Origin of the sequence: Streptomyces sp. BHT-5-2, from assembly GCF_019774615.1 — a bacterium.
Lineage (GTDB): Bacteria > Actinomycetota > Actinomycetes > Streptomycetales > Streptomycetaceae > Streptomyces.
The window spans coordinates 1,640,938-1,662,536 of record NZ_CP081496.1 but is presented as its reverse complement, the minus strand read 5'-3'; the positions used below and the strand labels follow the sequence as shown (position 1 = coordinate 1,662,536).

Below are 21,599 nucleotides of genomic sequence, written 5' to 3'. Positions count from 1 at the left end.
AAGCCCAGCAGTCCCCGAAGGCCCAACAGACCCCGAAAGCCGTGAAGACCCCAAAGAGCCCACGATCGTTACCCGACCGGCTTGATCAGATAGCCCGCACCCCGCCGGGTGTGGATCATCGGCTCCCGTCCGGCGTCGATCTTCCGCCTCAGATACGAGATATACAGTTCGACGACATTGGCCTGCCCTCCGAAGTCATAGCTCCACACCCGGTCCAGAATCTGCGTCTTGCTCAGCACCCGCCGCGGATTGCGCATCAGATACCGCAGCAACTCGAACTCCGTGGCGGTCAGATGGATGTCCTGGCCGTCCCGCCACACCTCGTGGCTGTCCTCGTCCAGCACCAGATCGCCCACGGTCAGCAGCGACTCACTGCGCACCGCGGCCGCGCCCGCCCGCCGCAGCAACCCGCGCAGCCGGGCCACCACCTCCTCCAGGCTGAACGGCTTGGTGACGTAGTCGTCGCCCCCCGCCGTCAGCCCGGCGATCCGGTCCTCGACCGCGTCCTTGGCGGTCAGGAACAGCACCGGTACGTCCGGCAGTTCGTTCCGCAGCCGGGCGAGGACCGTCAGCCCGTCCATGTCCGGCAGCATCACATCGAGCACCACCGCGTCCGGCCGCCAGCTCCGGGCGCACCGCAGCGCCCCCGCGCCGTCGCCCTCCGCCTTGATGGCCCATCCCTCGTAACGCAGCGCCAGCGACAACAGGTCCGCGAGCGAGGACTCGTCGTCCACCACGAGCACCCGCACGGGGCTGCCGTCGGCCCGCAACAGCTCCGGCTGCTTGCCGGGGCCCTGCCCGGGCGTCTTGCCGGCTGCCTTACCGGCCGCTCCCCTGGAGGACGAGCCCGAAGTCGCCACACGGCGCGTAGTTGAGGACGTCGACGAAGTCACGGTCATGGCAGGGAGCCTGACCCGGCCCTCTGAAAGCTCCCTTGCCGGTTCCTGTGAATCTCCTGAGAATCTCCCCTCCCTTCGGTCAAGCCCGCAGGACACACCTGCCCCACCCCGTCACAACCGACCGGGGCCCCCGCGCGGCCCATGCCGATCACTCTTCCTTCAGCATGACACCCACCACTGACAATCCCCCTGACCTGCGCCTCTCCCCAAGCACCCCCACCGTCCCCCAACTCCCCGTAACGTCCTCCCCATGACCCGCCTCCTGGCCCTCTCCGGCAGCCTCCGCGCCCGCTCCTCCAACGGCGCCGTCCTGCGCTCCGCCCTGGAACTCTTCGACGGCCCGGCCGGCACCGCGGACATCGGCGCGCTCCCGCACTTCAACCCCGACCTGGACGGCGAGGACGCCACCCCGCCCGCCCCCGTCGCCGCCCTGCGGACCGCCGTCGCCCGGGCCGACGCGCTGCTGATCGTCAGCCCGGAGTACGCGCACGGCGTCCCCGGCGCCCTCAAGAACGCCCTCGACTGGCTGGTCAGCAGCGGCGAATGCGTCGGGAAGCCGATCGCCGTGATCACCGCCTCCCCGTTCCCCACCGGCGGTGACCACGCCAACGCCCAACTCCGGGAAACCCTGCGCATGATGACCGGCAACGTCATCGCGGACGCCTGCCGTGAGATCCCCGCCATCGGCCCGAAGATCGACCCCAGGACCGAGCGCGTCACCGACGAGCCCACGCTCACCGACCTCCGCACGGCCATGACCCACCTGGCCACCGCCGCCGGCACCCCCACACCCGCGCCCGCCACGTAACCGGGACCGGGTCCGCCCCCACCACCCGCACCAGAAGGGCGCCACCGCGTCCCGCCCTACCCCACCCTCAGAACAACCCGCCCTGCTCCCCTCCCTCCTCGGCACGCCCCGCCCCGCCCCACCGCACCGGCACCGTGGTCACCCGCCCCCGCGCCGCCCCCAGCACCCACCCCGCCAACAACCGCCCATCCATCACGGCAACCACCGCGCCCCCGTCCGAGCCCCCGCCCCCACGCTCACCAGCACCCACCAACCGCAGATACACATCCGCCCCCGCCCCGGCCACGACCTCCCCCACGATCTCCGCCCCGGCCGTCATCCCGCCCAGCTCCGCCACACCGCCCGCCGCACCACCTGCCGCCGCGATCCGCTCCAGCCCGAACAGCTCCGTGTGATCCGCGCACGAGAACGCAACCGGCTCCAACGTCTCCGGCCAGCCCCCCAACCCCTGTGTTCTCCCGTGCATTTCGGCCAGCTCCGCGACCCGCTCCGCCACCGGCGGCAACACCCCGCGCGCCGCCCGCTTCGCCTCCTTCCCGAACCGGTCCGGAACGCCCAGCGCACTCCCCAACAGCGCCTCCGCCCGCCGCGCCGCCATCAACGGCCCGCGCCCCAGCCAGGCGTACGCCACCGCCCCCTGCTCCACCAGCCGCGCCGCCCCGCGCTCCACGGCGGTGATCCCCACCTTCACCAGCCCGGGCCCGAAGTACGCCAGATAGACGCCGTACGGACGCGGATCGTCGGCCATGGTGTCCGCCGCCACCGACCGCGAACGGTCCAGCTGCGCACACCGCGGGCACTGGTCCTTCACCCCCTCGCTCTCCAGCACCGCCTCGTACGGGCAGACGATCCACCGCCCGGCCCGCCGCACCCCCAGGCACCGCCGCTCCCCCACCGCCGCGAACGCCAGCTCCTTCCCCGGCGGCAGCAGGCTCACCCGCTCGGCGCCCCGCTCCGCGCAGTACCAACCGAGCCGCTGCCCCAACCGCCCCGCCGGCCCGGCCCCCGGCCCGCCGCCCGACCACCGCGGTCCCGTACATCGCCACACGCAGTCAGCGTACGACCGCCCACTGACAACGCCCCGCCGCACGCCCCGCCCTCAGACCCCAGGCCCAGGCTCAGCCCCACGCCATCGCGCACCGTGTCGACCACGACCGGTTCGTCGCCCTGCCCGCCCTCGCGCTCCACAACTGGGCCCCGGAACGCAAGCCGCGCCGCCACCTCCCCAGCCAGTGCAGAGGAACAGCGCGCTCGGCCGCGAGATCACCGACCTGAAATCGCGTCAGCCCACTGATTTCGACAGTCCTCTCCCCCGCGATCCGAAGCGTTCCACCCGCCCCGCCCCTCGTCTCATCCATGCGCCAACCAGGCCAGCACCCCGAACACCACGAGAAGACCGAAGGCGAAGGCCCCACCGACCCCCGGGGCCCTGCGCCGCGCCGCGCACCACCCCGCCATACAGATCGCCGGCACCCACCCGCATCCGTACAGAATCCACCCGACCCCCACCGCCGCATCGGACCGTACGACGACGAACGCCACAAAGGCAGCCATACAGAAAAGCGCCGTCGACCCCCACATGTTGTCGGAAACGACCTGCGCACGCGTCTTCTTCATTTTCGCCTCGTCTTCATTCCATGCCGAACGAGCTCCCCCGGATTCCCCGGAAGGAGCTCACTTCCAACCACGGCCCAAAACCCGAACCAGCCCACCGACAACCGAACCGGCCCTCGGCCACCGACCCGTTCCGCGGTCTCGAATCAGAGATGGGCGAGATAATCCATGAGCTGGTACACCACGTGCTCGGGACGCCGGGTTCGCGGCCTTCAGCGCGGCCGGCTCCGCCGCGGAAACAGAGGCCGCCGCAACGGCACGGTTCGACGGCATGCGCAGCCGGAGCTCGGCGTGGAAACCGAACGCCCCCGCTCCTCCCCCTGGTTCATTGCCCGGCCCATCGGCATGGTCGGAGCCGGGCGAGCTGACGCCACGTTAGGCGACGCCCCAAGGGAGATCCAAAACATTCCATCATGATCAAGATCACGACAGGGTGACATTGAGGGACAACCCTCAGCCACTGCACTACGCCCCCGACGACAGGACACCCCCGCACTCAGCCCCGCGACTCCCCATTACCTTCTTGGTGGCCCCGCAATGGGGCGCCCGGCCTTCGGAGTTGGCATGACTTTCTCCCCCTGTCGAACGTATGGCCTGGGGGGTGGTGTCACCGGCTCCGGAGGCATCGACAGACCGCTGATTAGGGGCATGACCACCGGCTTGTCCGCAGGTCGGGAGGCTCTTCGTAATGTGGATGTGGCGATCGGTGCCGTGGGACGGCCGGGCGGGAACGACCAGAGGACGCACGTGATCGACGTCAGTGAGATCGGCGCCTTCCTCGGCCTGGACGTCGGCAAGAGCGAACACCACGCCACCGCCGTCACTCCGGCCGGAAGGAAGGCCTTCGACAAGCGGCTGCCCAACAGCGAACCCAAGCTCCGCGACGTGTTCGCCAAGCTGAAAGCCAAGCACGGCACCGTGCTCGTGGTCGTCGACCAGCCCGCCTCCATCGGCGCCCTGCCGCTGGCCGTGGCCCGCGACATGGACTGCCCCGTGGCTTACCTGCCGGGCCTGACGATGCGGCGGATCGCCGACCTCTACCCCGGTGAAGCCAAAACCGACGCCCGCGACGCCTTCATCATCGCGGACGCGGCCCGGTCGATGCCGCACACTCTGCGGGCCGTCGAGCTTGCCGACGAGGCAGTAGCCGAGCTGGAAATGATCGTGGGTTTCGACGACGACCTGGCCGGCGAAGCCACCCGCATCAGCAACAGACTGCGGGGACTGCTGACACAGATCCACCCGTCGCTGGAACGGGTACTGGGACCGCGAATGCAGCACCCAGCCGTGCTCAAGCTGCTCGACCAGTGCGGTTCGCCGGCCCAGGTCCGCAAGGCCGGACGGCGTCGGCTGGTGAACCTGATCCGCCCAAAGGCACCACGGATGGCGGAACGGCTCGTCGATGACATCTTCACCGCCCTGGACGAGCAGACAGTGGTCGTGCCAGGCACGGCCGCGGCCGCATTGATCGTCCCCAGCCTCGCCAGCTCGCTCCAGTCGGTACTTGACCAGCGCAAACTCCTCGCCACAAGGATCGAGGAACTGCTGGAGGCTCACCCTCTTTCCAAGGTCCTGACGTCCATGCCGGGGATCGGCGTCAGGACCGGAGCACGCATCCTCATCGACATCGGCGACGCCAGCAGCTTCCCCAGCGCCGCCCACCTCGCCGCCTACGCCGGCCTCGCCCCGGCAACCCGCAGTTCCGGGTCCTCCATCCGCGGCGAACAGCCATCGCGCAGAGGAAACAAACAGCTCAAACGCGCCTTCTTCCTCTCCGCGTTCGCCGCCCTGGCCGACCCCGTCTCCAGGGCCTACTACGACAAGAAGATCGCCCAGGGAAAACACCACACCCAAGCCCTCCTCTGCCTCGCCAGACGACGAGCCGACGTGCTCTTCGCCATGCTCCGCGACGGCACCTTCTACCAACCCCAACCAGCCCCCACGGGTTGACGAAACCCATAGGGGCACCCCCCCGTGCGCGGTGAGCGTGCCCCCCTCCGGCCCCTCGAACGAAAACATCGGCCCGAACGGACTCCCGACCACCGGCGTCAGAATCCTGATCCCGCCGGCAACGAGCTGATCGTGGAGCCGTTGCGCGTCGGAAGTCCGGAACCAGAGCACCACACCGCGTCCCGGCCGCGCGGCATCCGCGAGAGCGACGCCCGGCAGCAGCTCCCGAACCGCGAACGGCGTCGGCTCGGTGCCGAACACCACCGCATGCGGCGGCGAGACCGCGGCCCGACGCATCCCCAGATGCCGCTCACAGAAGTCCGCCGCCGCATCCACATCACGAACCTGCGGGCGACAGAGTCAGGCCCCTCGACAGCAACAGTCACAAGCTCGCCCCCACTCCCATGTCAAAGCATTGACATGGGAAAGCCCAGGAAACCCCCGCCCCTATGTCAAAATTCTGACATGCCAAAGAGCGCGCCCACCGAACCGCCCCACCCCACGCCGGACGATGTCACCCAACACCTGGGCCACCTGATCAAACGGACCCAGTCCGCCCTCCGCGGCGCCATGGACAAGGCCCTGCGCGCACACGGACTCACCGTCCCCCAGTACGCCACCCTCGAACTCCTGGCCCTGCACCCCGGCATGTCCAACGCGGACCTCGCCCGCGCGACCTTCGTGACCCGCCAGTCCGGCAACGTCGTCCTGCGCGGCCTACAGGAAGCGGGACTGATCACCCGCCCCGCCACCGCCGACCACGGCCGCGCCCGCCCCGCCCACCTCACCGAGGAGGGCCACCGGCGCCTCACCGAAGTCCAGTCCGCCGTCTACGCCATCGAGCAGCGCATGCTCGACGCGATCCCGCCCCACCGCCTGCCGGCACTCCTCGCCGACCTCAACCACCTGGCAACGGCCCTGGAGCAATAACCCCTCAACTCACCACGACAAAGCCCCCACCGGAGAACCGGCGGGGGCTTCGACCTGCTGTGCGCTCGGCAGGATTCGAACCTGCAACCTTCTGATCCGTAGTCAGATGCTCTATCCGTTAAGCTACGAGCGCTTGGCTTTCCGGCGGTTTTTCTTGCCGGTCGGCGTTGCGGGAACAACATTACATGACCTGCGCCGTTAGGCGAAATCCGATTGCCGCACCCCCTCTGACCTGCGGAAATGCACTTTGGGGCCGAGATGGGGGCCGGCCGGGCCGGGAGCGTTCCCCGGTGATCCGGACGAACTCCGGGCGAGGGAAGCCGAGGCGGGGCTCTCCTGTGGTCGGCGATGCCGGGGGCGGTGCCGATGCCTGCGTACCGACGCCCGCGTACCGATGTCCGTGCCGATGCCCGAGCCGGCGGAAGTGCCGACAGCCGGCCCGCCGGTAGCCGTAGAGGTGGACCGGTAGCGGTAGCGGTAGGGGTAGAGGTGTCGCGGGAGGGGTGTGGGCTCGTGGGGCCATGGTCCCGTCCCGGCCCGTCCCGCCGGGTGCGGTGTGCGGCCCCCGCCAGCCCCCCGGCCCCGCGCCCGTGCCCGGCCCCGCGCCCAATAAAAAACCAGGCCCGATCGCAGTTGATCGGGCCTGGGGTGGGACTCAAGAGCGGAGGCGGAGGGATTTGAACCCTCGATGGGCGGTAAAACCCAAACCGCATTAGCAGTGCGGCGCCATAGACCGGACTAGGCGACGCCTCCACACACCTCACGCGCGTGAACGCGATGTGGCGTGACCAGATGATGACACAGCTCGGTGGCCTGTCACCAATCGCCCCCTACGGTACTAGGCCCGCAGGCCACCCGGCAAAGACGTTCCTGCGGCGCAACGTCGGGGGCGGCGGGGCGTTAGAGAGTCGGGGTCGCGGCCGCCCGCACGTGTGTCGTGCGCCCCCGGCGCGTACGGACCGCGTACCGCCGCCACGTCCTGTACGGGCCGTCCCGCGCATGGAATCGGGTAGCGCCCGCACTCGCCCCTTCCAGGAGCCCGTGATGTCCCGTCGCCGGATCCCGTCCCGATCGCTGTCGCTGCTCGCCGCCGCCGCGGCCGCCGTGTGCGCGGTGCCCGCACTCGCCATGGCGCCGGCCGCCTCCGCCGCCCCCATCCCGCTGCCGTACCACCACGACGAGCTGCCGATCCTGGGGCATTTCGCGCCCGACGCCGAGGTGCCCGGGCTCTTCCCCGACCGGCGGCGGCAGGACCACCTGACGATCACCGTCCGCGACTCCGGCGCGAAGCGTACGGACGGCCGGTTCGAGCTGTACTGCCATCCGCAGGGCGGGACGCACCCCGACGCGCGGCGGGCCTGCGACCGGCTGGACCGGATGACGCGGTGGGGCAAGGACATGTTCGCCCCCGTGCCGCAGGGGGCGCAGTGCACGATGATGTACGGCGGTCCGGCGCGGGCGCACGTCAGCGGGACGTGGGCGGGGCGCCGCGTCAACGCCGACTTCCGGCGCACCGACGGGTGTGAGATCGAACGCTGGGGCCGCTTCGAACCCATGCTCCCCAAGACCGTTTCCTGACCCGGTTCGTGCCGGAGTAGCGCGCCAGGTCAGGACGAGGGGCACATGTCGGGCACGCGGCGAGTCGCGTCGGGGCGCGGCAATAGCGGGGCGTGATCCGCCTCCGCGTCCCCGGCATGTGCCCGTAGACTCCATCCCAGCGACCCGCCGTGGTGGGTCGGCAAGGTGCGGTAACAGGGAGGAAGCGTCGCGTGAGCAGCAGGCCATCCCGAGGCGCTGCTCGCCTCGCAGCCATACTGGACGCCCTCCCCGACGCGTTGCTGCTGGTGAACTGCAACGGCACCGTCGTCAACGCCAACGCCATCGCGCTGGAGATGTTCGAGGCCCCCGGCACGGCCCTGGTCGGGCGCGGGCTGCTCGATCTGCTGCCGACCTTCGACTCCAAGCGGATCCCGGGGTCGATGCGGCGCGCGGAAGAAGAGGTTTACGGGCGGACGAAGCCGACGCGGATGGTCGCGAGGCGGACCGACGGCGGCGAGCTGCTGGTCGAGGTGACCAGTGCCAATCTGGAGGACGGCCGCACCCCGTACGAGTCCTCCTTCGAGGCGGCCTACGCCGATCACCGCAACGGCTACACCGGCGACGAGCTGCTGATGCTCGTGGTGCGGGATCTGACCGGGACGCTGGACACCGAGACCGAGCTGGCGCGCCAGCAGCGGCAGACGGAGATGATCCTGCGGGCCGCGGCGGAGGGCGTGGTCGGCGTCGACTCCGAGGGCCGGGTGGTCCTGGTCAATCCGTCCGCGGCGCAGATCCTCGGCTACCGGGCGAGCGAGTTGGGCGGCAAGGAGCTGCATCCGCTGGTCCACCACTCGCGGGCGGACGGTTCGGCGCTGCCGTGGGAGGACACTCCGCTCGCCGACACCCTCAAGTCCGGGCGCAAGCACCGGGTGCGCGGACAGGTGCTGTGGTCCAAGGGCGGCCGGTCGGTCGCCGTCGATCTGACGACCGCGCCGGTGCGGGACGGCGATCAGCTGGTGGGCGCGGTGATGACGTTCACCGACCGCCGTCCGTACGACGCGCTGGCAGACCGGCAGGCCCAGCTGCTGGCCGTGCTGGGGCGGTCGCTGCGCGGCCCCCTGGAGGAGCTCAGCGGTGAGCTGGGCACCCTCGCCGCGGACCCGGCGGGCCAGTTGTGGCCCGAGGCGAACCAGATCCTGCACCATCTCGCGGCCGGGCACGCCCGGATGACGACGCTGGTCGACAACGTTCTCAGCTACCAGCGGCTGGACTCCGGCCAGGAGAAGCTCAACCGCACCAAGGTGTCGCTGGACCAGGTGGTCGCGGCCGGTGTGGAAGGCGCCGTCGAGCTGATCGGGCCGGGCCGGGCGCAGTTCGCGGTGCACGCGCCGCCGATAGCGGCGCTGGTCGACGCGGAGCGGCTGGCGCAGGCGTTGTCGCATCTGATCGCGGACGTCGCCGGGGTGGATTCCACCGGCCGGACGGTCGCCGACGGTGCCACCGGGCCGGGCGGCCGCCCGGTGCCCGGTGACTCGACGATCGTGGTGGCCGCGGCCAAGCGCGGCGAGGTGGTCCGTATCGAGGTGCGCGGGCCGTTCGGCGGCGGCGATCCGGTGCACGGGCCGATCGTCCGCGGGATCGTGCGGATGCACGACGGGCTGATCCAGACGCACGAGGTGCCGGGCGGTTCCGGTCCGGTCGGCAGTGCGTACGTACTGGAGCTGCCGGTACTGGTCGACGAGCCGGAGGCGGAGTCCGACGAGGCGGCGGCCGAGGGCGCGGAGCCGGCGCCGGCGGGCGACGCCGCGGCCGGTGGTGCGGAGGCGGGTGCTCCGGGGACGGACGGCCGCGGGCTCCCCGGCGCCGCGGAGGCGTCGGCGGGACCGAAGACGGAGGGCGGTACGGGCGGCGCGCAGCCGACCGGCCGTCGGCGCGCGCGGCACTCGGGCGGGGAGCCCGCGGCCGCGGCGGACGGAACACAGGGCGCGGGGCTGGCCGCGGGCGCCGAGGCGGGGCCGCCGAGCGGTCGTCGCCGGGCGCGGCCGGCGCCGGAGGGCTCGGCGCTGCCCGCGCTGCCGTCCGGGGCCGGTGACGGGGCCCCGGCCGGCGGTCCGGCGCACGGTCTGACGCCCGCGGTGAGCCCGGCGCTCGGGCCGGTGCGGCCGCAGGGCCAGCCCCAGGGGCAGCAGGCAGCGCAGCAGACGGGACCGCAGGCAGGACGGCCCGCCGGGCAGTCGCAGGGTCCGGTTCCGGCCGGTGGCCGACGGGCCCGGCGGGCGCTGGCCGAGGCGCCCGAGCGGGCCGGTGAGCCGGGTGCAGCGGGCCCGGCGGGCGCGTCCGGTGGCGCCGCGCAGGCTCCGGCCGCGCCGCGCTCCCCGTTCGCGCTGCCGCCCGCCGCGGCGGACCGGGCACCGCAGCAGCAGCCGGCCGCACAGCCGGCGCTGCCCGCGCGCCCCGGTGGGACGCCGGTGCCCGCGGGTCCCGTACAGGCGGAGGCCGGGCCGCAGGAGGCGGCCGGTACAGGGCGGCGCCGGGCGCGCCGTCCGGTGGCCGGCGGCCCGGAGGCCGTGTCCGAGGCCGTGGGCGGCCCGCAGCCGTCCGGCGCGGCACCCGACGCACCGGGCGCACCTGACGCGCCCAACCCGCCTGACGCGCAAGGGAATTGGGACGGCGAGCCGACCGGCCGGCGGCGGGCCCGGCGGGCCGCCGCCGAGCAGCGCGCGGCCGCGGCGATGGCCGACTCCGAGGCGTCCGGCACGTTCGTGGCGGGCCCCGAGGGCCTGGTCGCGCAGCCGTCCGCACCGGCGGACCAGGACGTCCCGGCCGAGGCGACCGGTACGGGCACCGGGGCGGCCCCCGGTATCGCCGGCGCGTCCGCCCCGACCGCGCCCACCGGCCGCCGTCGGGGCCGCCCCAGCCCCGCCGAGGAGGCCGCACCGCCCGCGGCCGGTCCCGCCGGCGCGCCCGCGCCGGGCGGCCCGGTGCCGCCGCAGGGCGCCGCCGTGCCGCCGCAGGCCCGGCAGCCGCTGCCGCCCGCCGAGGACGCCGCCGGGCGGGCGTTCAGCGTGCGCACGCTCGGCCAGGGGGTGCCGTTCGCCCAGCAGTTGGCCGATCCGCAGCGTCCGGCGCCGCAGCCCGGCGCCGCGCCGCAGAGCCCCGCGCCCCAGGCGGGCGCGCCCAGGCCCCAGCCCGGTACGAGCACCCCGCCCGGTGGCACCGCCACGGGTTCCGGCCGCCGCCGGAAGCTCGCCACACCGCCGCCGGAGGGCGAGCGCGGCACGGCCGAGACGCCGCCTCCCGGGACCCTGCCGGCGCAGGCCACCGGGCCGCAGCCGCCCGCCCGGCCCAAGCAGCCGGCCCCGCAGCCGCATCTGATGGACGCCGGCGAGGGGCGCGCGTTCGCCATCTCGGCGCCCGACGAGGGCAGCGAGGGGCCCGAGCTGTTGGACGGGCCGAACGGCGCGGTTGAGGTGATGGAGCGTCAGCAACCGCCGATGGACGACGAGTTGCCGCCGGAGCCGCTGGACAACCCGCGCCGGCTGCTGGTCTGGCCGGCGCCCGACGTCGCCACCCAGCAGGCGCTCAGCGACCGCGGCTACCGCCCGGTGATCGTCAACTCCCGCGAGGAGGTGGACGCGCAGATCGCCGCGTACCCGGCGGCGCTCTTCGTGGACCCGCTGACCGGGCCGATCACCCGGACCGCGCTGCAGTCGCTGCGCCAGGCCGCCGGTGCCGCCGAGGTGCCCGTCCTGGTCACCGCGGGGCTGGGGCAGGCGACGCGGGAGGCCGCCTACGGCGCCGACCCGGCGGTGCTGCTCAAGGCACTCGCCCCCCGGGACGGCGAGAACCACCCGGCGCGGGTGCTGCTCATCGAGCAGAACGACGCCATCGCGGGCGCGCTGACCGCTTCGCTGGAGCGGCGCGGCATGCAGGTGGGCCGGGCCGGCGCGGACACCGACGCGGTCGCGCTGGCGACGCAGCTGCGGCCCAACCTCGTCGTGATGGATCTGATGCAGGTGCGCCGCCGCCGGGCCGGGATCGTGGACTGGCTGCGCGCCAACGGGCTGCTGGACCGCACCCCGCTGGTCGTCTACACCTCCGCCGACCTGGATCCGACCCAGCTGCCGGGGCTGGCCTCCGGGGAGACGGTGCTCTTCCTGGCGGAGCGCTCGACCAGTGCCGAGGTGCAGTCCCGGATCGTGGACCTGCTGGCGAAGATCGGCACCAACTAGCCCGACTGACGGGGCAGAGCGCCGGGAGCAGGGCACCGGGGCGGGCCCGTGAAGGCCCGCCCCACGGCTTCACCCCAGCCGGGTCACGTCCAGCTCGCCGTCGGCGTACTGCCGCCGCAGCACCTTCTTGTCGAACTTGCCCACGCTCGTCTTGGGCACCGACGGAATCACCGCCCACCGCTCCGGCAGCTGCCAGCGCGCGATCCGCTCGCCGAGGAAGGCCCGCAGCTCCTCGTAGGTGATCGCCGAGCCGTCGGTCAACACCACGGTCGCCAGCGGCCGTTCGCCCCATTTCTCGTCCGGGACGGCGACCACCGCGGCCTCGGCGACGCCCGGGTGCGCCATCAGGTGGTTCTCCAGCTCGACCGAGGAGATCCACTCGCCGCCGGACTTGATGACGTCCTTGGCGCGGTCGGTCAGGGTCAGATAGCCGTCCGGCGAGATCGTGCCGACGTCGCCGGTGCGCAGCCAGCCGTCCGGGCTGAACTTGTCCTCCGGGCGCAGCGCCCCGCCCTGCGCGCCGCCGTAGTACGCGCCCGCGATCCACGGGCCGCGCACCTCCAACTCGCCGGCGGCGGTGCCGTCCCAGGGCAGCTCCTCGCCGGACGGGCCGATCAGCCGGGCCTCGACGGAGGCCGGGAAGCGGCCCTGGGTGGTGCGGTAGGCCCACTCGTCCTCGCCGCTCACGCCGGCCGGCGGGTGGGAGACGCAGCCCAGCGGGGAGGTCTCGGTCATTCCCCAGGCGTGCACCACACGGATGCCGTGCCGCTCCTCGAAGCCGCGCATCAGAGCCGGCGGGCAGGCGGAGCCGCCGATGACGACGGTGTGCAGACAGGCCACGTCCCGCTTGTGGGCGTCGAGTTCGGCCAGCAGGCCCTGCCAGATCGTCGGGACCGCGGCTCCTATCGTCGGCCGGATGGTCTCGATCATCTCGGCGAGCGGCGCGGGCTGCAGGAAGCGGTCCGGCATCAGCAGCGACGCACCGGCCATGAACGCGGCGTGCGGCAGGCCCCAGGCGTTGACGTGGAACATCGGCACCACCGGCAGCGCGATGTCCCGGGAGGCGAGGGCGAACGCCTCGGCGGTGTTGACCTGGAGGGAGTGCAGATAGAGCGAACGGTGGCTGTAGAGCACGCCCTTGGGCTCGCCGGTGGTGCCCGAGGTGTAACAGAGCGCGGCGGCCTCCCGCTCGTCGATCTCGGGCCAGTCGTAGTGCTCGGGCCGGCCGGCCAGCAGCTCCTCGTAGTCGTGGACCTCGGCGTGGGCGCCGGCCAGCGGGGCGCGGTCGCCGGGGCCGACGACGACCACGTGCGCCACGTTGGGCAGCCGCGGCAGCAGGGGCGCCAGCAGCGGGATCAGGGTGCCGTTGACGAGCACGACCCGGTCCTCGGCGTGGTTGACGATCCAGGCGAGCTGCTCGGCCGGGAGCCGGAGGTTCAGCGTGTGCAGCACCGCCCCCATGGAGGGGATGCCCAGATACGCCTCCATGTGCTCGCTGTTGTTCCACATGAGGGTGCCGACCCGTTCCTCGGGGGCGACTTCGAGGGTGTCGCGGAGCGCGTGCGCGAGCTGCGCGGCCCTGCGGCCGATCTCGGCGAAGGTGCGGCGGTGCGGCTCGGCCTCGCCGGTCCAGGTGATGACCTGCGACTTTCCGTGAACTGTGGACCCATGGCTGAGAATTCGCGAGACCGTGAGCGGTACGTCCTGCATCGTGCTGAGCACCGAGTGCCTCCGCTTTGTTACGGGCGGGTAGTGGTGCTGCGATTCTCGATGCATACCGCCTGGTATGTCACGCCTTCATGGCGTGTTCTTTTCGTCTCGGCGCGGGAAACGGCCGGGAACCGGTCACCGCGGGCCGCGGCCGCTTCACCCGTACGAGGTCCCCTGCGGCCTGCCCTCGGCGGGCCGCGCGTACACCGCCGGCCCCGGCTTCGGCGCCACCGCCTGGAGGACGAGCACCGAGAGGTCGTCCTCCACCGGGCCGGTGCCGAAGTCGTGGGCGGCCCGCCGGATGTGTTCGGCGAGCGCCTTGGCGCCCAGCCCGAGGCCCTCCCGCAACACCTCGACCAGGCCGTCGTTGTCGTCCAACTGCCAGTTCCCGCAACGGCGTTCGGTGACGCCGTCGGTGACGCACAGCAGCGTCTCGCCGGGGGCGAGGAGGAAGGTGCTGGCGTGGAACTCGGTGCCCTCGTCGATGCCGAGCAGCATCTGCGGGTCGGAGGCCGGCTCCACGCCACCATCGGTGAACATGTGCAGCGGCGGCGGGTGCCCGGCGGTGGCGACCGTGCACCGTGCCCCGGGGATGCCCGGATCGACGGTCAGCTCCCCGTAGAGCAGGCTCAGGAAGCGGGAGCTGGCCTGTTCGCCGCCGAGCTCCACCGCCTCCGCGCTCTCCTCGGCCATGGCCAGATTCAGCCGCCCGAGGACCGACTCGACGCCGTGCCCCTCGCGGGCCAGCAGCCGCACCAGGTGGCGGGCCAGCCCGGTCACCGACATCGCCTCGGGGTCCTTGCCCTGCACGTCCCCCAGCAGGAAGCACCAGCGCCGGTGGCCCATCGGGAAGACGTCGTAGAAGTCGCCGCCGACGGTCTGCCCCTCGCCGTGCGGCTCGTAGACGATCGCGGTGTCCACGCCGGGGATGCTGGCCAGCGAGGCGGGCAGCTGGCGGCGCTGGAGCGCGAGGCTGATGGTGGTCTGGCGGGTGTACTGGCGGGCGGTGTGGACGGCCTGGGCGACCCGCCGGGCGACGTCCTCGACCATGCGGACGACGGTGTCGGTCATCTTCAGCCGGCCGGCCCGGCCCAGCAGCAGCACGCCCTGCAACTCACCGCGCGCCACCAGCGGGAAGGCCAGCGCCGACCCGCCCGACGCGGTGGCGCCGGCGACCGCGGGCCAGGGCCAGGCGGTGCCGCCGGTGTGCACGACGTCGGTGGGCGGCTCGCGCTCCAGGTCGGCCCGCAGCGGCGCGATCCGCCGCTCGTCGACGTGCCACACCCGGGAGAGCTCCATCCGGCCGCCCTCGACGCTCAGCCAGATCGCGCACCAGTCGGCGAGCCGGGGCACCAGCAGCTGGGCGGCGAGCGCGGTGACCATGTCCTGGTCGAGCTGGCCGGCCAGCAGCTCGCTGGTCTCGGCCAGGAACGACGGGCCGCCGCGGTCGGCCCACTCGGCGGCGTCGCCGTGCCGCGGGCCGCCGTGCCCGTGCGGCACCCGGACCGGCGTCGCGGCCCCGTGCGGCCGCCGCCCCGGCCGGCCCGGCACGGCCTCGGTCTCGCCCTCGGTGGCCTCCAGCCGGAACCACACCGTCTTGGTCGACCTGCGGTACGTCACACCCCAGGACTCGGCGAGCGCGCTGACCAGTTGCAGGCCGTAGCCCGGCGCGCCGCTGCGGGCGTCCACCCCGCCGCGCACCACCCGCGAGGGGTGCCGGTCGGAGACCTCCAGGACGACCGCGACGGTGGCCGGGCCCGACGGCGCGGGGTCGCCGCCGGGACGGGCCGGCCCGCCGTCCGCCGGGGCCGGTTTGCGCCCGTATTCCAGCCGGCAGGTCACGTCGATGTCGGTGCCCGCGTACATCACGGCGTTGGTGACCAGCTCGCTGACGAGGAGGACGGCCTGGTCGACGAGTTCCCCGCTGATCGCCGCGGCGCCGGGGACGGCGTCCGCGGCCGCGGCCCGCTCGGTGAGCAGTGTGCGCACGAATCTGCGGGCCCCGGCGGCGGCCAGCTGGTTCGCCGGCAGCCCGGTCCGGGACACCGTCTCGGCGGCCTTGGGGGCCGTCTTCCGCGGGGACAGCGACGTCACTGCGCCCCCCGTTGAAACTGGAGAAAACCACTCATTACGGGCGCTTTATACTATGACATATCTGCCTAATTCGATCAGTTCCGGGCCTGGTCCGGGACCCGGACCCGGTTCACGTTCCGTCTAGATCAGGGGGGATGGTGTGCCATGGCGCCCGACCCGACCCGGCCCGACCGCGCGCCGTCGCCCCCGGCCCCCGGCCCCGACGGCCGGTGGGTGCGCACCGGCGAACTGCGCCCCCTGCTCGCCGCCATGAACGCCCTGCGGGACGGCGACTTCACCGCCCGCGCCGAGCCCGCCCCGGGCGAGTCCCCGCCCGACGGCGTGCTCGCCGACCTGACCGACGTCTTCGCCCAGATCGTCGCGCGCAACGCCCACCTCGCCGGCGAACTCCAGCGCATGCGCCACGAAGTCGTCCGCCAGGGCCGGCTGGACGAGCGGATCAGCGCCAGCCCCGGCCAGGGCGGCTGGACGACCAACGTCGACTCCGCCAACGCCGTGCTGGAAGCCCTGGTCATCCCGGTCGCCAAGGCCACCCGGGTGCTGGACTCGGTCGCCGACGGCGACCTGACCCGCCATGTCGACCTGCACGACGGCTCCCGTCAGCTCCGCGGCGACCTGCGCCGCCTGGGCAGCTGCGTCAACCGCGTGGTCGACCAGCTCTCGCTGTTCACCGGCGAGGTCACCCGGGTCGCCCGCGAGGTCGGCACCGAGGGCCGGCTCGGCGGCCGCGCCCAGGTCCAGGACCTCTCCGGCGACTGGCTGCACGTGACCGAGGCGGTCAACACCATGGCGTCCCGGCTCACCGCCCAGGTCCGCGACATCGCCGTGGTCACCACCGCGGTGGCCCGCGGCGACCTCACCCAGCAGGTCACGGTCGAGGCCACCGGCGAGCTGCTGGAACTCAAGCTCACCGTGAACACCATGGTCGACCAGCTGCGGGCGTTCGCCGACGAGGTCACCCGCGTCGCCCGCGAGGTCGGCACCGAGGGCCGACTCGGCGGCCGCGCCCAGGTCCACGGCGTCTCCGGCGTCTGGAAGGACCTCACCGACAACGTCAACTCCATGGCGTCCAACCTGACCTGGCAGGTCCGCAACATCGCCCAGGTCACCACCGCCGTCGCCAACGGCGACCTCAGCCAGAAGATCACCGTGGACGCCCGCGGCGAGATCCTGGAGCTGAAGTCGACCATCAACACCATGGTCGACCAGCTCTCCGCCTTCGCCGACGAGGTCACCCGCGTCGCCCGGGAAGTCGGCACCGAGGGCCGGCTCGGCGGCCGCGCCCAGGTCCGGGACGTCTCCGGCGTCTGGAAGGACCTCACCGAGAGCGTCAACTTCATGGCGGACAACCTCACCACGCAGGTCCGCAACATCGCCCTGGTCGCCACCGCCGTCGCCGAGGGCGACCTCGGCAAGAAGATCACCGTCGAGGCGAAGGGCGAGATCCTGGAGCTGAAGTCGACCATCAACACCATGGTCGACCAGCTCTCCGCCTTCGCCGACGAGGTCACCCGCGTCGCCCGCGAGGTCGGCACCGAGGGCAACCTCGGCGGTCAGGCGCAGGTCCGCGGCGTCTCCGGGGTCTGGAAGGAGCTGACCGACAACGTCAACTCCATGGCCCTGAACCTCACCTCGCAGGTCCGCAACATCGCCCAGGTCACCACCGCCGTCGCCAACGGCGACCTCACCAAGAAGATCGACGTGGACGCCCGCGGCGAGATCCTGGAACTCAAGGACACCGTCAACACCATGGTCAAGCAGCTGCGGGCGTTCGCCGACGAGGTCACCCGGGTCGCCCGCGAGGTCGGCACCGAGGGCCGACTCGGCGGCCGCGCCCAGGTCCACGGCGTCTCCGGCGTCTGGAAGAACCTCACCGACAACGTCAACTCCATGGCGGACAACCTGACCTCGCAGGTCCGCAACATCGCCGAGGTGGCGACGTCGGTGGCCCGCGGCGACCTCTCCAAGAAGATCGACGTGGACGCCCGCGGCGAGATCCTGGAACTCAAGACCACCATCAACACCATGGTCGACACGCTGTCCTCGTTCGCCTCCGAGGTGACCCGGGTGGCCCGCGAGGTCGGCAGCGAGGGCCAGCTCGGCGGCCAGGCCCGCGTCGAGGGCGTCTACGGCACCTGGAAGCAGCTCACCACCAGCGTCAACGAGCTGGCCCTCAACCTCACCACCCAGGTCCGCGCCATCGCCGAGGTGACCAGCGCGGTCACCCAGGGCGACATGTCCGGCTCGATCACCGTCGACGCCCAGGGCGAGGTCGCCGCCCTGAAGAACAACGTCAACCTCATGGTCGCCAACCTCCGCGAGACCACCCGCGCCAAGGACTGGCTGGAGTCCAACCTCACCCGCATCGCCGGCCTGATGCAGGGCCACCGCGACCTCGTCGAGGTCGCCGACCTGATCCTGCGCGAGCTGACCCCGCTGGTGAACGCCCAGTTCGGCGCGTTCTTCCTGGCCGAGGCGGGCGCCCGGCCCGGCGAGGGCCTGGAGCTGATCGCCGGCTACGGCACCGGCCACCCCGAGGGCCGCCGGTCACCGCCCCGGATGCGGATGGGCACCCCCGGCTGGGGCCTGATCACCCAGGCCGCCACGGAGAAGAAGCGCATCCTCGTCGAGAACGTCCCGGCCGACTACCTCACCATCAGCTCCGGCCTCGGCGCCGCCGCCCCCGCCAGCGTCGTCATCCTGCCGATCCTCTTCGAGGACCACGTCCTCGGCGTGATCGAACTGGCCTCCTTCAGCCGCTTCAGCGACGTCCACCTCGCCTTCATCGACCAGTTCGTGAACACCATCGGCGTCTCCATCAACACCATCATCGCCAACTCCCGCACCGAGGCCCTGCTCTCGGAATCCCAGCGGCTGACCGCCGAACTCCGCCAGCGCTCCGACGAACTCCAGCTCACCAACGCCGAGTTGGAGGAGAAGGCGGCCCTGCTGGCTACGTCGTCGCAGTACAAATCCGAGTTCCTGGCCAACATGTCGCACGAGCTGCGCACCCCCCTCAACTCCCTCCTCGTCCTCTCCCGCCTCCTCGCCGACAACCCCGAGGACCACCTCAGCCCGCAGGAGGTGGAGTTCGCCGTCACCATCCACCGCGCCGGCTCCGACCTGCTCCAGCTCATCAACGACATCCTCGACCTGTCGAAGATCGAGGCCGGCCGGATGGACGTGCACCCCAAGGCCCTGCCGCTGAAGAAGCTCCTCGACTACGTCCACGCCACCTTCCGCCCGCTCACCGTCGACCGCGGCCTCAGCTTCGACGTCCGGGTCGGCGACGACGTCCCCGAGGAGCTGTTCTCCGACGAGCAGCGCCTCCAGCAGATCCTCCGCAACCTGCTCTCCAACGCGGTGAAGTTCACCTCCACCGGCGGCGTGGAACTCCTCGTCGAACGCGTCCCCGGCGGCCAGTTCGAGGAGGAGACCCTGCGCACCGCCGACGCCGTGATCGCCCTCTCCGTCAAGGACACCGGCATCGGCATCCCCCCGGAGAAGATCGCCGGGATCTTCGAGGCGTTCCAGCAGTCCGACGGCACCACCAACCGCAAGTACGGCGGCACCGGCCTCGGCCTCTCCATCAGCCGCGACATGGCCGCCCTGCTCGGCGGCCGCATCAAGGCCGAGAGCCGGGTCGACGTCGGCTCCACCTTCACCCTCTACGTCCCCGCCCGCTACACCGGCCCGTCCACCGCACCCGCCGCCGGCCTGGCGGCCCGCCCCGGCGAGAACGGCGGGACCCCGCCGGCCCACGGCATCGAGCCCACCGCCCTCGTCGCCCCCGACGGCCACGCAACGGCCACGGCTCCGCCTCTCCCGCTCACCCCGCCCCCCTCCGAGGTCTTCCCCGGCCAGGAGGGCCTGGCCTCCCGCACCGCCGCCCACCCCGCCGAGGCCGGCGACGTCACCTGGCCCGAGGCCACCCGCCTGAAGGACTGGCTCAGCGGCCGCCCCGGCCGGGTCCTGGCCGACCGCCGGATCCTGATCGTCGACGACGACATCCGCAACGTCTTCGCGCTCACCCACGTCCTCGGCCGCGTCGGCATCAAGGTCAAGTACGCCGAGGACGGCCGCGAGGGGCTGGAGGTCCTCGACCGGACCCCCGACGTCTCCCTCGTCCTGATGGACATCATGATGCCGGAGATGGACGGCTACGAGATGATCCGCGCCATCCGCCGCACCCCCCGCTTCGCCGACCTCCCGATCGTCGCCCTCACCGCCAAGGCCATGCCCGGCGACCGTGAGAAGGCCATCGAGAGCGGCGCCGACGACTACATCCCCAAACCGGTGGACGTGGACCGCCTGCTGTCGGTCGTCTGCGGCCTGCTCGACCCCGAGACCAGCCCCCGCCCCGGCCCACCCCAGGCTCCCCAACGGGCCGACGAACCGACCGACACCTGCGCACCAGCCGACGAACCGACCGGCGCCCCGGCCACCGCACCGACCGCCGAACCGGCCGCCGACCCCCCGCACCCCATCTCCGACGAGGGAAGGGAAGGGCCGCAGTCATGACATCTTCCGTACCCGACACCGCGCCCATCCTCATCGTCGACGACATGGAGGAGAACCTCGTCGCCCTCGAAGCGGTGCTCGGCTCGCTGACCCCGAAGGTCGTCCGCGCCCGCTCCGGTGAGGAGGCCCTGAAGGCCATGCTCCGCGAGGAGTTCGCGGTCGTCCTCATCGACGTCCTGATGCCCGGCATGAACGGCTTCGAGACCGCCGCCAACATCAAGGGCCTGGACCAGACGAAGGACGTCCCGATCATCCTCCTCACCGGCGCCTCCGTGGACCCCAATTACGCCTACCGCGGCTACACCGTCGGCGCCGCCGACTTCCTCATCAAGCCCTTCGACCCCTGGCTCCTGCGCACCAAGGTCAACGTCTTCCTCGACCTCTACCGCAAGAACCACCAACTCGCCGCCCAGGCCGACCAGTTGAAGCGTCTCCTGACCGGCCCCGAGGAGCCGGCCGCCGGCCCGGCCCCCACCGAACCCCACACCTTCCACCCCCACCACCCGGCCCCGTCCCCGCCGTCGTCCGTGACTCCGGACGCGGGCACGGAACCCCGCGAGGACGACGCCCGCCTCTCCGACATCGCCAGCCGCCTCGCCCAGATCGAACTCCTCCTCCGCGAGGCCCAGGACACCGGCGCCGCCACCGGCACCGACGTCTCCGGCCTCGCCGACCGCATCGCCGCCCTGGAGGAGTCGGTGGAACGCCTGATGGCCGGCCGGGAGGCGTAGCCGCCCCGGCGGCTGCCTCCGACTGCTTCCAGCTACTCGCCGGTGACGCCGTCGGCAAGCTCCCGGACGACGTCGAGCTGCCCGACGTGCCGCGCGTACTCCTGAAGCAAGTGGAACAGCACCCAGATCAGCGTCGGCCGCTCCTCCTCGGGCGGGACCCGGCCCCCGAGCGTGGCCATCCGGTCCTCCAGCCGCGCGCCGGCGACGATCGCCCGGGACCGCTCGCACTGGGCACGGAAGAACGTCACGACATCCTCGACGGACTCATCCGCCCCGACACGCCATCTGCCGCCGCGGGCTTCCATATCGCCCCACGGCTGTTCGACCTCCCGGCCGGCGAAGCCCCACTGCAACCAGCGCAGCTCCACATGGGCCAGATGCTTCAACAGCTCCAGCGGCGCCCAGCCCGATGGCAGCCGGCTGCCCCGCAGCTCCTCGTCGCTCAGGCCGTCCAGCTTGCGCAGCACGGCGTCGCGGTAGAAATCCAGATAGCCCGCCAACAACTCGGCCGGGCTGGTCAGCGTGACATCGGGCTCCGCCGGGGGCTCGGCTTCAGTAGTCATGGCAGGCG

General features: G+C 72.5%; 13 protein-coding genes, 2 tRNA genes and 1 pseudogene. 7 read left to right on the top strand and 9 right to left on the bottom strand.

The features are described 5' to 3' along the window. Positions 1-68: 68 nt before the first annotated feature. Positions 69-770 carry a response regulator transcription factor gene (locus tag K2224_RS07260; protein ID WP_313904796.1) on the bottom strand — a complete coding sequence of 234 codons (702 nt, stop codon included), beginning with the start codon at positions 768-770 and terminating at the stop codon, positions 69-71. A gap of 379 nt (positions 771-1,149) precedes the next feature. Here K2224_RS07260 and K2224_RS07255 point away from each other — a divergent pair, with 379 nt between their 5' ends. Further along, positions 1,150-1,707, top strand: a complete 558-nt coding sequence (locus K2224_RS07255) for an NADPH-dependent FMN reductase (RefSeq protein ID WP_221905801.1) — start codon at positions 1,150-1,152, stop codon at positions 1,705-1,707. A gap of 67 nt (positions 1,708-1,774) precedes the next feature. Here the strand turns inward: K2224_RS07255 and K2224_RS07250 are convergent, their stop codons facing one another. After that, positions 1,775-2,692: a DUF2797 domain-containing protein gene (locus tag K2224_RS07250; RefSeq protein ID WP_399019972.1), complete on the bottom strand. Its 918-nt coding sequence runs from the start codon at positions 2,690-2,692 to the stop codon at positions 1,775-1,777. A 365-nt stretch (positions 2,693-3,057) separates the two neighbouring features. Next, a complete protein-coding gene (locus tag K2224_RS07245) occupies positions 3,058-3,324 on the bottom strand; it encodes a hypothetical protein (RefSeq protein WP_221905800.1) in 267 nt (88 codons plus the stop codon). 744 nt (positions 3,325-4,068) lie between these two features. On the opposite strand from K2224_RS07245, the gene K2224_RS07240 reads away from it, so the two are divergent. Continuing rightward, positions 4,069-5,271, top strand: a complete 1,203-nt coding sequence (locus K2224_RS07240; RefSeq protein ID WP_221909414.1) for an IS110 family transposase — start codon at positions 4,069-4,071, stop codon at positions 5,269-5,271. Between the two features lie 18 nt (positions 5,272-5,289). Here K2224_RS07240 and K2224_RS40275 read toward each other — a convergent pair. After that, positions 5,290-5,657: pseudogene (locus K2224_RS40275) on the bottom strand (VOC family protein); the annotation flags it as partial. 79 nt (positions 5,658-5,736) lie between these two features. Between K2224_RS40275 and K2224_RS07235 the strand changes: the two are divergent. Then, positions 5,737-6,201: a MarR family winged helix-turn-helix transcriptional regulator gene (locus K2224_RS07235; protein ID WP_221905799.1), complete on the top strand. Its 465-nt coding sequence runs from the start codon at positions 5,737-5,739 to the stop codon at positions 6,199-6,201. A gap of 60 nt (positions 6,202-6,261) precedes the next feature. Here K2224_RS07235 and K2224_RS07230 read toward each other — a convergent pair. Both K2224_RS07230 and K2224_RS07225 read right to left on the bottom strand, forming a co-directional pair. After that, positions 6,262-6,334 (bottom strand) — tRNA-Arg (locus K2224_RS07230). Positions 6,335-6,863: 529 nt separating this feature from the next. Beyond that, a tRNA-Ser gene (locus tag K2224_RS07225) sits at positions 6,864-6,954 on the bottom strand. Positions 6,955-7,245: 291 nt separating this feature from the next. Between K2224_RS07225 and K2224_RS07220 the strand changes: the two genes are divergently transcribed. Next, positions 7,246-7,779, top strand: a complete 534-nt coding sequence (locus K2224_RS07220; protein WP_221905798.1) for an SSI family serine proteinase inhibitor — start codon at positions 7,246-7,248, stop codon at positions 7,777-7,779. Positions 7,780-7,970: 191 nt separating this feature from the next. After that, positions 7,971-11,972, top strand: a complete 4,002-nt coding sequence (locus tag K2224_RS07215) for a PAS domain-containing protein (RefSeq protein ID WP_221905797.1) — start codon at positions 7,971-7,973, stop codon at positions 11,970-11,972. Between the two features lie 69 nt (positions 11,973-12,041). Here the strand turns inward: K2224_RS07215 and K2224_RS07210 are convergent, their stop codons facing one another. Together K2224_RS07210 and K2224_RS07205 are read right to left on the bottom strand one after the other, a co-directional pair. Next, a complete protein-coding gene (locus K2224_RS07210) occupies positions 12,042-13,694 on the bottom strand; it encodes a long-chain fatty acid--CoA ligase (RefSeq protein WP_221905796.1) in 1,653 nt (550 codons plus the stop codon). A gap of 144 nt (positions 13,695-13,838) precedes the next feature. Continuing rightward, positions 13,839-15,776 carry a SpoIIE family protein phosphatase gene (locus tag K2224_RS07205; protein WP_221905795.1) on the bottom strand — a complete coding sequence of 646 codons (1,938 nt, stop codon included), beginning with the start codon at positions 15,774-15,776 and terminating at the stop codon, positions 13,839-13,841. A gap of 144 nt (positions 15,777-15,920) precedes the next feature. On the opposite strand from K2224_RS07205, the gene K2224_RS07200 reads away from it, so the two are divergent. Beyond that, positions 15,921-20,297: a HAMP domain-containing protein gene (locus tag K2224_RS07200; RefSeq protein WP_260692367.1), complete on the top strand. Its 4,377-nt coding sequence runs from the start codon at positions 15,921-15,923 to the stop codon at positions 20,295-20,297. Further along, positions 20,294-21,028, top strand: a complete 735-nt coding sequence (locus K2224_RS07195) for a two-component system response regulator (protein WP_221905794.1) — start codon at positions 20,294-20,296, stop codon at positions 21,026-21,028. The genes K2224_RS07200 and K2224_RS07195 overlap by 4 nt, the downstream gene beginning before the upstream one ends. Positions 21,029-21,060: 32 nt before the next feature. On the opposite strand, the gene K2224_RS07190 is transcribed toward K2224_RS07195, so the two are convergent. Continuing rightward, a complete protein-coding gene (locus K2224_RS07190; RefSeq protein ID WP_221905793.1) occupies positions 21,061-21,591 on the bottom strand; it encodes a DinB family protein in 531 nt (176 codons plus the stop codon). Positions 21,592-21,599 lie beyond the last annotated feature (8 nt).